The following is a 12,602-nucleotide window of genomic DNA, read 5'->3' as shown; positions in this document are numbered from 1 at the left end:
TATCTATTTAAATCTCATATTAGCGCTCATTGAGGAGACTCAAACAATGCAGTTACAATCCAGCAACAAACAAATATTTTTTAGCAGTTTGCTGTGCTTATCGGCAATTGCATTTCCGGTAGCTAGCCAAGCTATAACTGTACAATAAGTACCTAATCCCCGACAATTAAATAACACTTGGGTAACGGATAAAGCCAACATTCTCAGCGACAGCACGGAAACTCAGCTAAATCTGATGATTGCGGAGTTGGAGGCAAAAAATGGCTCTGAAATCGCAGTCGTGACAGTGCCTGATACTAAGCCATCTGCGACACCAAAAGCATTTGCTACAGAATTATTTAACTCTTGGGGAATTGGCAAAAAAGGTAAAAATAATGGAGTTTTACTCTTAATTTCCGCAGGGGAACGCCGCGTTCAAATTGAAACAGGTTCCGGCATTCAAGGCATTTTGCCGGATGCCAAGACAGTGAGCGTTATTCAAACGGAAATTACGCCAAAATTTAAACAGCAAGACTTTGATGGGGGGACATTGGCGGGGACAAAGGCGTTAGTTAATGTTTTACAAACTCCCACTGCAAACGTGCAATCTCAAAACGTGCTGCCTTTGGCTCCAATAGTACCAGGGCAAGGTGTAAAACCTTCGGGAAATACTCAAGCTCAAAACACGCTGCCTTTGGCTCGAACAGTACCAAATCAAGCGCTAACACCGTCGCCCATATCTGCTCAATCACCAGTTGTTGCGGATAATAGCTCTCCCGGTGATGTGTTAATGTTTTTCTTAGTCGTTGCCTTATTGATAGGATGGATGATTTTGCTTCTGATCCGGTCTTCTAATGGTAGCAGTAGCAGTAGTAGTAGCAGTAGTAGCAGCAGCAGTGATTACAGCAGTAGCAGCAGCGACTCTGGCGGTAGCTTTGGCGGTGGTGACTCTGGGGGTGGCGGTGGCGGTGGGGATTACTGATAGTTCTAAGGTGCTATAAAAGCGCACTTTCTTCGATTGTGAATTAGATCATTTTCTCTATAATGACCGCAATCATATTGGTTTGTAGTGAGGACTTTAGTCCTCGGATGGATGCGGACTAAAGTCCTCACTACAAACCTATTTTATGATTACTTTTTTAGTCTGAAAAGTAGTCTGCAACTATTTTCAAAATCCGGGATGCTGCTAAACCGTCGCCAAAGGGATTGATTGCCATTGCCATTGCCTCGTAAGCTGCGGAATTGCTCAGTAATTCTGCGGCTGCTTCTGTAATTGTATCTGAATTTCTACCGACAAGTTTAGCGGTTCCCGCAGAAATTGCTTCGGGTCTTTCTGTGGTTTCTCGCAATACTAAAACTGGCTTGCCCAAACTCGGTGCTTCTTCTTGCAAGCCGCCGGAATCGGTGAGGATTAAATGACTTCTTTGCATGGCTCCTACTAATTCGGCGTAGTCTAAGGGTTCTGTTAAAAAGATTCTCGGGTGGTCGCCCAATAGTGCTTTTAATGGTTCGCGGACTGTGGGATTTTTGTGTAGCGGTAACAGCAATGCTGTGTCTGGAAATTTATCTAATATTTGGATGAATGCTCGCGCAATTCCGGCTAGGGGTTGTCCCCAATTTTCGCGGCGGTGTACTGTTGCTAATATAGTCCGATGTTGGCTCCAATCTAGGTTGGGAATGTTGCATTCTGGTTCGCGTTTGGCGACTGATAGCAAAGCGTCGATGACTGTGTTGCCTGTACGGTGAATTTCTCCTAAAACGCCCGATCGCCCTAAATTATCCTCGGCCAGCGCTGTTGGGGCAAAATGCAGCCGTGTAAGCTGCGAAATCAACCGCCTGTTAGCCTCTTCGGGATACGGGTTGAACGCGTCGTCAGTCCGCAATCCGGCTTCTACGTGACCTACTGGTATTTTCTGGTAAAATGCTGCTAAAGCAGCCGCAAATGCTGTTGTTGTATCTCCCTGAACCAACACGATGTCTGGCTGCAACTCTTTAAAGCAGGCTTCCAAACCCTGCAAGCTCCGGGATGTAATGTCCGTCAAGCTTTGCTGGTGCTGCATGATTGCTAAATCTCGATCGGCTTTTAGGTCGAACATTTGCATTACTTGCTCGACCATTTCTCGGTGCTGACCGGTTAAAATTACTTGGGTGTCAAAGTTGGGGCAATTTCTGAACTGTTGAATTACTGGGGCTAGTTTAATCGCTTCTGGGCGAGTTCCTAGGACGATGCAAACGCGGTGTGTGGCTTCGGGCATGGTAAAATATAGTTGAGTTTATTGATGTTCAGATTTTTACTATTTTTAAGAACAGGCAGGATGCCTGTTTCACAAGAGTTAAATGTTTTTGGACTCCGCGAATCTGCACATAACTCATAGATGATTGCGGGGCGCATAATGTTAGTTCATGCCAAGGTATTTAATGTTAAAATTATCTCGGGCATTGGAGATTTTTTATGTTTTATTTATTATGCCATATCGCTACATTCTATTTTACAAACCTTACGATGTTTTAACTCAGTTCACTGACAATTCAGGGGAAACTAAACGCAGCACTCTCAAAGACTATATTCCAATTCCTGATGTTTATGCAGTCGGCAGGCTCGATCGCGATAGTGAAGGTTTGCTGCTGTTAACCGATGACGGACAAATGCAGCATCGCCTCAGTGACCCGAAATTTGCTCATCCTCGCACTTATTTGGTGCAAGTCGAACGGATTCCTGATGCTGCTGCGATCGCAGCTTTGCAAACAGGTGTCACTATTCAAGATTATCGGACTCGATCGGCAAAAGTGCAATTGTTGCCGACAGAACCTCCTTTGCCGCCCCGCGAGCCCCCGATTCGATTTCGCAAAAACATTCCGACAGCTTGGCTGGAAATGACTCTGACTGAAGGCCGCAACCGTCAAGTACGCAGGATGACCGCAGCAGTAGGATTCCCGACGCTGCGGCTGGTGAGGAGCGCGATCGGGAATTTGTGTCTCGAAGGGCTTAAACCCGGTGAATGGCGCGAATTAACTCGCACAGAAATCACATCGTTTTCAGAGTTGCGCTAAACCTCATTTGGGGCGGGCGGCCCGTACCCTACTTTCTGGGAGGTAAAATAAAAATCTCCGTTCCATCTTGATTTTTTTTCACCTGAGCTCCCAACTTGACAAGAGCTTGTCTCGCCCTGAGACGCACTAACTTATCAGTTGTTTGATAATAAACGGCACTCCAAGCATTAAACCGCACCGCTACGCTATCGGGATCTCGGCGCAAAAACTCAGCAGTTGCTCGAAACATTGGCGCCAATTTCGGCCCATCTGGCGTTTTTTCGATCCACTCAGCGGCCATTTCATGAGAGCGAATTGACTCGGGAATGTCGCCCAACAGCAGCAACTCATCCAAACCTTTGGTTCGCCACACTATCCACGCTTGCGGATGAATTTGTGGCGATAGGGCGTTAGTACCGCGCTCGATCAATTTAACAGCAATTTCAGGCTTTCCCTGATAAAAAGATACTGCTGTCGATAGAAACAGGTAAATGTCTGCCCAACGCGGATCTAGTCGCGTCACTATGTCAAAATAATCTTCGCTGAGATTGTAGCCCGTCACCCGCCGCGCTTCGTCGTCGCCAAAATATTGCAAAAATTTGAGAAATGTCCAGTCGGCAATTAAATTATCAAATCCGAAACTAGGCATTGTTTTGAGCATTTTCAGCCTCAGGGATTCTTGCTGGGATTCTTGCTTGAATCTGCCTGCTGACACGGCAGGGAGTGGCTTTTCCCCCTTCTGGTTAACTGTGGCAGTTGAACCAAACGGGCCGTTCAATTGTATGGTAACGACGGCCGCCAGCGCTGCTACACCGATCGCTCCACTAACGAGCAGGCTCAACCACTTACGCGAAAATTGTTCGAGTTTAGCTTCCACGGCACCTTTAAATCCAAGTTTAAAATTAAGTTTATTAAAATAGAGTAATGATTGGTTGGCGATCGGCTATGAATCTCGTTAAACTGTCCACAGGGATAGTGGAGCCTCCACACAATAGTTTAAATCGTAGTCTGAGATTTTTTAGCAATTTAAAATCTCAAATCAAAAATCTAAAATCGAATTGAGCCAAAATTCAATGAATCAAGCCCGCAAACGCTTTTCTATGTTACAGGCAGCCCTGTTCACTGGGGCGATGGCAACAACCGCTTCGATATCTTTACTCGTTCCGGGGGTTTTTCAATCCGTCCGCGCTGAGCTTCAAGATAGCCCCAAAGCTGTTTTAGACGAAGCTTGGCAAATTGTGAACCGAGAGTATGTCGATGGCAGCTTTAATAAGACTGACTGGGCCGCGGCCCGCCAAGACTTGCTCGGCAAAAATTATACTTCTCGCGAAGCTGCTTACACCGCCCTCCGCAAAGCCCTGGAGAAATTGCAAGATCCCTACACTCGCTTCATGGACCCCAAGCAGTATGAAGCGCTGACGAATCAAACTTCTGGGGAACTGACAGGGGTGGGGATGCGGTTGGAACAAGACGAGAAAACCAAAGCGATTACGGTAGTCGAACCGATGGAAAATTCCCCGGCCCTCAAGGCAGGGATTCAAGCGGGTGACAGGATTTTGGTGATTGACGGCAAAACTACCCAAGGCATGACTGTCTCGGATGCGGCTCAGATTATTCGGGGTGCTGAAGGTACGAAAGTCACGCTGCGGATTGCTCGTCAGGGCAAAAGCGAGTTTGAACTCACTCTGACTAGGGCGAAAATTGAGGTAGCAGCGGTGCGCTACAGCCTCAAGAATGAAGGCGGCAAGAATGTGGGTTACATCCGCTTGCAAGAGTTTAGTTCCCACGCGGGCGAACAAATGCAGGCGGCGATTAAAAAGCTCTCGGATCAGAAGGCTGATGCTTTTGTGTTGGATTTGCGCGGCAATCCCGGCGGGCTGTTGCGGGTGAGCATTGATATCGCCCGGATGTGGATGGATACTGGGGCGATCGTCCGTACAGTCGATCGGGCTGGCGATTCTCAGGAAATGCGGGCCAACCGCACTGCGATCACTGACAAGCCTTTGGTGGTACTGGTGGACGACAACTCCGCCAGCGCTAGCGAGATTTTGGCCGGTGCTCTCAAGGACAACAAGCGCGCCACTGTCATGGGCGGCCAAACTTTTGGTAAGGCTTTGGTGCAGTCGGTGCATTCTTTGTCTGACGGTTCGGGATTGGCGGTGACGATCGCTCACTACTATACTCCCAACGGTACGGACATCAGCCACAAGGGTGTTACTCCCGATGTTAAGGTGGTAGTCACCGACGAACAAAAGCTGAAATTAGCTAACAAACCGACGTTGGTTGCTACTAAGGACGATCCTTGCTACGCGCAGGCGATCGCACTTTTGAAAACTAGCGCCTCGTCTTCCCGTCCCGTTGCTGCTGAGGCTCTTGTTCCTAAGAAGTAGTTGAAATTATCAGCGATTAACAATCAGCTTTAAGATAAAACCCGCACCGGCGGGTTTTGTTTTTGTGGTTTGATTTGAAAAAATTCGGCGGTTGAAACCGCTGCTATACAAACGAAGTCCACCTCCGTGGACTCAAGAATAAACGCGGTATTAAAGCCAGATTTAGCCTCAGATTACTTACTAGAAAATGGTTTGTAATAACAGCCAACTATTTAATCCTACTATAATACTAGCCACTAACCAAGCTACCGCTTTCAGCCAAAATGGATTGACAAACTCTCCCATCAAGCGCCCGTTAGAAGTAAACATTACCAAAGGAATTACGGCAAAAGGTAATTGCAAACTGAGAATCACTTGACTGAAAACCAGTAAATTAGTTGTACTGCCTTCACCGAACCAGATAATTGAGAGCAAAGCCGGCACAATAGCCACCAGTCGAGTCAGCAAGCGCCGCAACCAAGGCCGCAGACGAAAATGCAAAAACCCTTCCATCACAATCTGTCCTGCTAAAGTTGCAGTCAAGGTTGAATTCTGCCCCGAAGCCAATAAAGCAAAGGCAAAAATTGCACTAGCAGAACCCACACCCAGCACCGGAGAAAGCAGTTTGTAAGCATCTTGAATTTCAGCTACTTCTTGATAGCCAGTAAAGTGAAATGTTGCAGCAGACAAAATTAGAATGGCTGAATTAATAAACAAAGCTATTGACAGCGCTACTGTAGAATCAATTGTGCCAAACTTAATTGCTTCCCATTTTTTATCAGAAGTTTCTTGCCAAGCGCGAGTTTGCACGATCGATGAATGCAGGTAGAGATTGTGCGGCATCACAGTTGCCCCTAAAATCCCAACCGCAATATACAGCATTCCCTGATTTTGCAAAATCTCTAGGCTGGGAACATAACCGAGTAAAACTCCTCCGGTATCGGGTTTAGCAAAAAATATTTCCGCGACAAAGCAACCGCCAATAATTGTAATAATAGTAATCACCAAAGCTTCGATATAACGAAAGCCTCTGCCTTGTAAAAATAACACCATCATCACATCTAATGCAGTAATGCACACTCCCCAAACTAAGGGAATGCGAAATAGCAATTGCAGCCCGATCGCGCTACCAACAAGCTCAGCTAAATCGCAAGCAGAAATCGCAATTTCACAAAGTATCCAGAGACAGAAACTGACTCGCGGGCTGAAATAATCTCGACAAGCTTGTGCCAAATCTCGTCCCGTTGCGACTCCCAACCGCACGCACAGTGATTGCAGCAAAATTGCCATCAAATTAGATAGCAAAATCACACTTAATAGCGCGTAGCCAAACTTTGCTCCCCCCGCTAAGTCAGTCGCCCAGTTTCCCGGGTCCATGTAACCCACGGAAACCAGATATCCAGGCCCTGCGTAAGCCAGCATTTTACGCCAGAAGCCTTTGCTGTTGGGAATGGGGATGCTGCGGTGGACTTCAGGAAGGCTGGGTCTGTTTTCCGAGTGGGTCATTGGTTTTACGGTTCAAGACTTTTCATATTCTTTTCATATTCTCACAAATCTCGTTAAATTTCATCAGTCGGATGGCTCAAAATCTGGCGGAGTCCCGGTATATATTAAGTTGTGTATATTTTTGAGGTTGAAGGGAAGTACGGGCGATCGCCAAAAATCAATCGCTCAATAGACTTGAATTGCTTTCCTTCACTTTCCAATCAGGAATTCATCTGCGTTTATCTGTGTTAATCTGCCTGATATCTGCGGTTGAGTGGCTCGCATCAAAGATTTAGTTAAAAATCGCAGAGCCCAGAGCTGGACACGGCAATGCCGTTTCCCTACTTTTAATTGATAGAATTAAGGCGCCGGATAAACTCTAAGGGTAAACCGTCGGTATCGGCAATAAAAGCTACTTCATAAACATTTTGCCCGATCGCCTGTTGAGTCGGTTCTAATAACACTTTCAAAGCTTGAAACTGATTTGGTTCGTCTTTCGCTGCTTCGTCAAACCGCTGTTTGAGAGACTGCAACCAACTGGGCAAATCAGTTGTCGTCTCAGTTAAATCGAAGGATAAATGATAATATCCAACATAATGCTCGTCTGCAAAAGCATCGGGTGCGGGTTTGGGTTCCGGGATTTGAATGAGTTCGATGCGTCCGTTGAGACCTTCCATCCAACAGGCGAGGGTGTAACCTGTAGTAAAGCGATCGCTCACAGTAAATCCTAACTGTTCGTAAAAGGCGATCGCCCGGTGAATGTTAGCAGTGCGAATTGAGGCGTGGTGCATTTGGCAGTTGACAGTTGACAATTGACAGTTGATAGTTGATAGTTGACAGTTGATAGTTGATAGTTGTTGTTATACCATTTTTCTAAAGATGCAATAGAGATAAACGACCGTTGGACATTGTAATTATCTACTTGACCTTTTCATAAAACTCTATCATAACTTTAAAAAAATGGTATAAGGTTCGTAGTGTGGACTTTAGTCCGCTCTTATTGCGGACTAAAGTCCACACTACGAACCATTTTTATTATGGCCATACCATTTTTTAAAGATCTGATAGAGATACAGGACAATTGGGCTTTGTAATTATTTCCTTTACCTGTTCATGAAAGTTTCTCATAACTTTAAAAAAATGGTATTACCTACGACTAATCAACCAATGACTAATGACTACTGACTAATGACTACTGACTATTCAAATAACCGAAAATAGGGATATCTAATTGGAACTCCCGGCTCTTTTTCCAAATCAAAATTAATCACTTCCCAACAAGGTTCCTCTTGGGGATCGGGGCTAAAATCGACTGGTAAACCGTACAGCCGGGGGCGTGGCGAGTCCGGCTGGCTTCGCCAAGGTGTGCTGCGTTCTAAATAGGCGCTGATTAATTCCCGATAGCGTTGGGCAACGATCACGCGAGTTGCTCGGTAGCCTTGAGTATAGAGTCGATCGAGCGCTTCGTGAATTTCAAACCGAATTCCGTCGGGGTGAGTGTGCTGGCGATACCATTCATCTTCCCAGCGGCGCCAGTGTCGCCCAGACTGAAGGTGAACGAGTTCCCCCGTTTTTGGATCTGCCTCAAATGCCCCGTGACGCGGACACAAATAGGTATCGGTGAGTGTTAAAGCCGCAATTGTTTGGCGACAGTGTGGACACTGAATTTCCGGGCCAAACATCGGGTATTGCAAGGCAACTTCAATCATTTATTGCGTCCCAGCATATTTATCTGCAAAAGTGGCAAATAGTTTTATTATATCCCGTATCCACAACCAGCTAATCTGCTAGAAGTATCACGATCGACCAAAAAGATGAGCAATCTCAACGAACCTCTGCCTGCACTTTCTACCTATTGGCCCGCGCCGGATCTCTCCCAAGCTGCTTTTGTCGCTTTTAGCGCTGTTGTCATCGGCAGGGTAGAAGTGGCTGCGGGCGCTAGTATCTGGTACGGGGCGGTGGTGCGCGGGGATGTAGAGCGAATTGCGATCGGCAAAAGTACCAATATCCAAGATGGAGCAATTCTACACGGCGATCCGGGAAAACCGACTGTTTTGGAAGATTTTGTGACAGTCGGACACCGAGCGGTGATTCATTCAGCTTACATTGAACGGGGTTGTTTGATCGGGATTGGGGCGATCGTCCTGGATGGAGTGAGAGTTGGCACAGGCTCGATCGTCGGTGCAGGGGCGGTTGTCACCAAAGACGTTCCCCCTCACACGCTAGTTACGGGAGTGCCTGCGAAGCGGCTGCGAGACCTGTCTGAAGAGGAATCTGCGGAGTTGGTGGAACACGCTAAGCGTTACGAAAAGTTGGCTTTAGTGCACGCGGGAAAAGGTTCTGATTTGGGGTTTGCTGAGTTGATAGAATAAGCCGTAGGGTGTGTCGCCCTTAAAAATCTCTGCCCAAAAATCCACAATTTCATAGCGACGCACCTGCACCGTTCAAGAACTCTCATAAACAATGCCCAAAATATATTCTAGCAATATTTTGGATAATTCTATTTATTGAAAGCAGCAAATTTTCCGTAAAAAACTATTAGTTCGCAATGACTTACACCGCGCCAAAAATCCTCACCTTTGAAGCATTTCTCGATCGATATTGTGACAACTGCCGCTACGAGATCGCCGACGGAGAATTAGTTGACAGATTACCCACAGGGCCCCCACGAAACTGTGAGTCGATTTTCCATTTTTCGATTTGAGATTTTAGATTGACTCTACAATTGACGAAGATTATACCTGTATGGAAACGGCACTGCCGTGTCCTCTATTTCATCGGGTAGGGAAACGGCCCTGCCGTGTCCTCTATTTCTTAAATCAAAAATGATTGTTAATTTCGATCGCGCGCTAAGATTAATTCCATGAATAACGATCGCACATCTAACCAAAACATCCCCCCGCAGGCTTGGAAACGTCCCATCGGCCTCGGTTGGGAGAATCCCTACACAGTCCGCTACGCAAGCAATCTCGACGACGGGCCCTGGCACGGAATGCCTTTGGGCGGCTTCGGTGCAGGCTGCATTGGGCGATCGCCCCGGGGCGATTTTAACCTCTGGCACATCGACGGCGGCGAGCACATTTTTCGCAGTTTACCTGCTTGTCAATTCAGCATATTTGAAGAAACAAAAGGCAAGAAACAAGCCTATGCACTGTCCACTGAACCGCCTACAGATGGCAGTTTATCTACCTGGAAATGGTATCCTTCAGAAGTCCGAGGGAAGTCGGAAGAAGGAAGTTCGGCAGCGGATTTTTTAACGGACGTAACGGATGGGAAACAGAAGGCTGAAGGGAGAGAGGAAAAATCTAATTATTCTGGGACTTATCATGCTTTGTATCCTCGGAGTTGGTTTGTTTACGAAAATGTATTTGAAGCTCAACTAACCTGCGAGCAATTTTCGCCAATTCTGCCCAATAATTATCAAGAAAGTAGTTACCCAGTAGCCATGTTTGAATGGGTGGCGCACAATCCCACAGATGCGCCGATTACTCTCAGCATCATGCTAACTTGGGAGAATCTTGTTGGCTGGTTTACCAACGCCAACAAGTCGCCAGAAGTGAAGGTGCGAGATGATGGCAGTCCATTTTATGACTATAAACCCCGGTGGGGAGAAAGTGCGGGAAATTTTAATTTGTTGGTGGAAGACTTTCACCGCATCGGTTGCGTGATGACGCGACTGACGGCTGATGATGAACCGCAAGAAGGGGAGGGACAGTGGGCGATCGCCACAATTACTAATCCGGCGGTAGAAGTATTCTATCAAACTCGCTGGAACCCGGCGGGAAACGGTGAGGATATTTGGCGGCACTTTGCTGCGGAAGGTTTCTTGTTGGATGACAAAGATGAGACAGCCGCCGCCCCAGGGGAACAGTTAGCCTGTGCGATCGCAGTTCGGTTTACAGTTAGACCAGGAAAAACTCGCAAAATCCCTTTTATCATAGCTTGGGATTTGCCCGTTACTGAATTTGCATCGGGAATTTCTTACTACCGCCGCTATACCGATTTCTTCGGGCGCAATGGCAAAAATGTGTGGCCGATGATTCGCACGGCGATGAAGCATTCCGATACTTGGCGCGAAAGTATAGAAGCTTGGCAAAAACCCATTTTAGAACGCACAGACTTGTCTGATAGTTTTAAAATGGCGCTGTTTAATGAGTTGTATATTTTGACTGACGGCGGTACTCTGTGGAGTGCGGCGGATGAACGCGATCCGAAAGGTCAATTTGGGGTTTTGGAGTGCATTGATTACCGCTGGTACGAAAGTTTGGACGTGCGGCTTTATGGTTCTTTTGCTTTGTTGATGTTGTGGCCTGAATTAGAAAAGTCGGTAATGATTGCCTTTGCGAGGGCAATTTCTGCGGGTGACGACACGCCGAGAGTTATTGGCTGGAATCAAGCTGCGGCGATTAGAAAAGCTGTCGGCGCGACGCCCCACGATTTGGGTGCTCCGAACGAACATCCTTGGGAGAAAACGAATTATACTAGCTATCAAGATTGCAATTTGTGGAAGGATTTACCTTGCGATTTTGTGTTGCAGGTTTATCGGGATTTCCTGTTGACTGGTGGCACAGATTGTGAGTTTTTGCAAGAGTGTTGGCCGGCAATTGTGGAGGCTTTGGCTTATCTGAAAACCTTTGATGAGGATGGGGACGGCATTCCTGAGAATTCCGGTGCACCGGATCAAACGTTTGATGATTGGCAAATGCGGGGAATTAGTGCGTATTGTGGCGGTTTGTGGTTGGCGGCGTTGGAGAGTGCGATCGCGATCGGCGAAATCTTAGAAGATGCAGCACCGGACATCCTTCCGAATCCGCAAGCAAAGATTGCATTATATCACAGTTGGCTACTACAAGCCAGACCCAGCTATCAAGAAAAACTGTGGAACGGTCAATATTACCGTTTGGACAGCGAGAGTAATTCCGAAGTCGTGATGGCGGATCAATTGTGCGGTCAATTTTACGCAAAACTGTTGGGATTGCCAGATATTGTGCCGCCTGAATGTGCAGTCAGCGCTTTAGAAACCGTCTATGAATCTTGCTTTTTAAACTTCAATGACGGCGAGTTCGGCGCAGCGAATGGGGTGATGCTGAACGGTTCCCCGGAAAATCCGAATGCGACTCATCCTTTGGAAGTTTGGACGGGGATTAATTTTGGGTTAGCGGCCTTTTTGGTACAGATGGGAATGGAGGATAAAGCGTTTAAGTTGACGGATGCGGTGGTGAAGCAGATTTATGAGAATGGGTTACAGTTTCGCACGCCGGAAGCAATTACGGCTGGGGGGACTTTTCGGGCGAGTCACTATTTGCGGGCGATGGCGATTTGGGCGATTTACGGGGTGTTGACGGGTTTTAAATAGGGAATAGATTCGTAGTGCGGACTTCAGTCCGTTCTTGAGTTAAACTAAGGAAGGACTAAAGTCCTCACTACTAACCTGTTCGTAGTGCGGACTTCAGTCCGTTCTTGAGTTAAGCGAAGAAGGACTAAAGTCCTCACTACTAACCTGTTCGTAGTGCGGACTTCAGTCCGTTCTTGAGTTAAGCGAAGAAGGACTAAAGTCCTCACTACTAACCTGTTCGTAGTGCGGACTTCAGTCCGTTCTTGAGTTAAGCGAAGAAGGACTAAAGTCCTCACTACTAACCTGTTCGTAGTGCGGACTTCAGTCCGTTCTTGAGTTAAGCGAAGAAGGACTAAAGTCCTCACTACTAACCTGTTCGTAGTGCGGACTTCAGTCCGTTCTTG

At 46.8% G+C, this 12,602-nt stretch carries 10 protein-coding genes and 1 pseudogene; 5 read left to right on the top strand and 6 right to left on the bottom strand.

Translation table 11 applies throughout. The features are described from left to right. Positions 1 to 193 precede the first annotated feature (193 nt). Positions 194 to 961 (top strand): annotated as a pseudogene (locus tag QZW47_RS18685) (TPM domain-containing protein); the annotation flags it as partial. A 157-nt stretch (positions 962 to 1,118) separates the two neighbouring features. On the opposite strand, the gene wecB reads toward QZW47_RS18685, so the two are convergent. Next, positions 1,119 to 2,234 (bottom strand): non-hydrolyzing UDP-N-acetylglucosamine 2-epimerase, encoded by a 1,116-nt coding sequence (gene wecB / locus QZW47_RS18680; RefSeq protein WP_293129535.1) that lies wholly within the window; start codon positions 2,232 to 2,234, stop codon positions 1,119 to 1,121. 211 nt (positions 2,235 to 2,445) lie between these two features. Between wecB and QZW47_RS18675 the strand changes: the two genes are divergently transcribed. Then, on the top strand, positions 2,446 to 3,030 hold the full coding sequence (locus QZW47_RS18675; protein ID WP_293129693.1) for a pseudouridine synthase: 585 nt from the start codon (positions 2,446 to 2,448) through the stop codon (positions 3,028 to 3,030). Between the two features lie 28 nt (positions 3,031 to 3,058). On the opposite strand, the gene QZW47_RS18670 is transcribed toward QZW47_RS18675, so the two are convergent. After that, the gene (locus QZW47_RS18670; RefSeq protein WP_293129533.1) at positions 3,059 to 3,886 is read right to left on the bottom strand and encodes a hypothetical protein; all 828 of its coding nucleotides are present in this window, start codon (positions 3,884 to 3,886) and stop codon (positions 3,059 to 3,061) included. Between the two features lie 196 nt (positions 3,887 to 4,082). Between QZW47_RS18670 and ctpB the strand changes: the two genes are divergently transcribed. Then, a complete protein-coding gene (gene ctpB, locus QZW47_RS18665) occupies positions 4,083 to 5,399 on the top strand; it encodes a carboxyl-terminal processing protease CtpB (RefSeq protein WP_293129531.1) in 1,317 nt (438 codons plus the stop codon). Between the two features lie 180 nt (positions 5,400 to 5,579). On the opposite strand, the gene QZW47_RS18660 is transcribed toward ctpB, so the two are convergent. The 3 genes from QZW47_RS18660 to QZW47_RS18650 form a co-directional block, all read right to left on the bottom strand. Then, a complete protein-coding gene (locus QZW47_RS18660; RefSeq protein ID WP_293129529.1) occupies positions 5,580 to 6,884 on the bottom strand; it encodes an Nramp family divalent metal transporter in 1,305 nt (434 codons plus the stop codon). 326 nt (positions 6,885 to 7,210) lie between these two features. Beyond that, entirely contained in the window at positions 7,211 to 7,654 is a 444-nt protein-coding gene (locus QZW47_RS18655; protein WP_293129527.1) for a VOC family protein, read from the bottom strand. A 408-nt stretch (positions 7,655 to 8,062) separates the two neighbouring features. After that, positions 8,063 to 8,572 (bottom strand): TIGR02652 family protein, encoded by a 510-nt coding sequence (locus QZW47_RS18650; RefSeq protein WP_293129525.1) that lies wholly within the window; start codon positions 8,570 to 8,572, stop codon positions 8,063 to 8,065. 105 nt (positions 8,573 to 8,677) lie between these two features. On the opposite strand from QZW47_RS18650, the gene QZW47_RS18645 reads away from it, so the two are divergent. Further along, positions 8,678 to 9,235 (top strand): gamma carbonic anhydrase family protein, encoded by a 558-nt coding sequence (locus QZW47_RS18645; protein WP_293129523.1) that lies wholly within the window; start codon positions 8,678 to 8,680, stop codon positions 9,233 to 9,235. Positions 9,236 to 9,726: 491 nt separating this feature from the next. After that, complete coding sequence (locus QZW47_RS18640; protein WP_293129521.1) at positions 9,727 to 12,219, top strand: GH116 family glycosyl hydrolase; 2,493 nt, start codon at positions 9,727 to 9,729, stop codon at positions 12,217 to 12,219. A gap of 44 nt (positions 12,220 to 12,263) precedes the next feature. Here the strand turns inward: QZW47_RS18640 and QZW47_RS18635 are convergent. Beyond that, a partial coding sequence (locus QZW47_RS18635) for a hypothetical protein (protein ID WP_293129519.1) occupies positions 12,264 to 12,602 on the bottom strand: 339 nt, incomplete at its 5' end.

The sequence above is a fragment of the Microcoleus sp. bin38.metabat.b11b12b14.051 genome (genome assembly GCF_013299165.1).
In the GTDB taxonomy this organism is placed as follows: Bacteria; Cyanobacteriota; Cyanobacteriia; order Cyanobacteriales; family Microcoleaceae; genus Microcoleus.
The sequence above is the reverse complement of the archived record's forward strand: the minus strand, read 5'-3'. Positions and strand labels throughout refer to the sequence as shown.

Bases quoted from the DNA above. Each gene is read 5' to 3' on its own strand.
- wecB (WP_293129535.1), bottom strand. From the start codon at position 2,234: ATGCCCGAAGCCACACACCGCGTTTGCATCGTCCTAGGAACTCGCCCA.
- QZW47_RS18675 (WP_293129693.1), top strand. From the start codon at position 2,446: ATGCCATATCGCTACATTCTATTTTACAAACCTTACGATGTTTTAACT.
- ctpB (WP_293129531.1), top strand. From the start codon at position 4,083: ATGAATCAAGCCCGCAAACGCTTTTCTATGTTACAGGCAGCCCTGTTC.
- QZW47_RS18660 (WP_293129529.1), bottom strand. From the start codon at position 6,884: ATGACCCACTCGGAAAACAGACCCAGCCTTCCTGAAGTCCACCGCAGC.
- QZW47_RS18655 (WP_293129527.1), bottom strand. From the start codon at position 7,654: ATGCACCACGCCTCAATTCGCACTGCTAACATTCACCGGGCGATCGCC.
- QZW47_RS18650 (WP_293129525.1), bottom strand. From the start codon at position 8,572: ATGATTGAAGTTGCCTTGCAATACCCGATGTTTGGCCCGGAAATTCAG.
- QZW47_RS18645 (WP_293129523.1), top strand. From the start codon at position 8,678: ATGAGCAATCTCAACGAACCTCTGCCTGCACTTTCTACCTATTGGCCC.
- QZW47_RS18640 (WP_293129521.1), top strand. From the start codon at position 9,727: ATGAATAACGATCGCACATCTAACCAAAACATCCCCCCGCAGGCTTGG.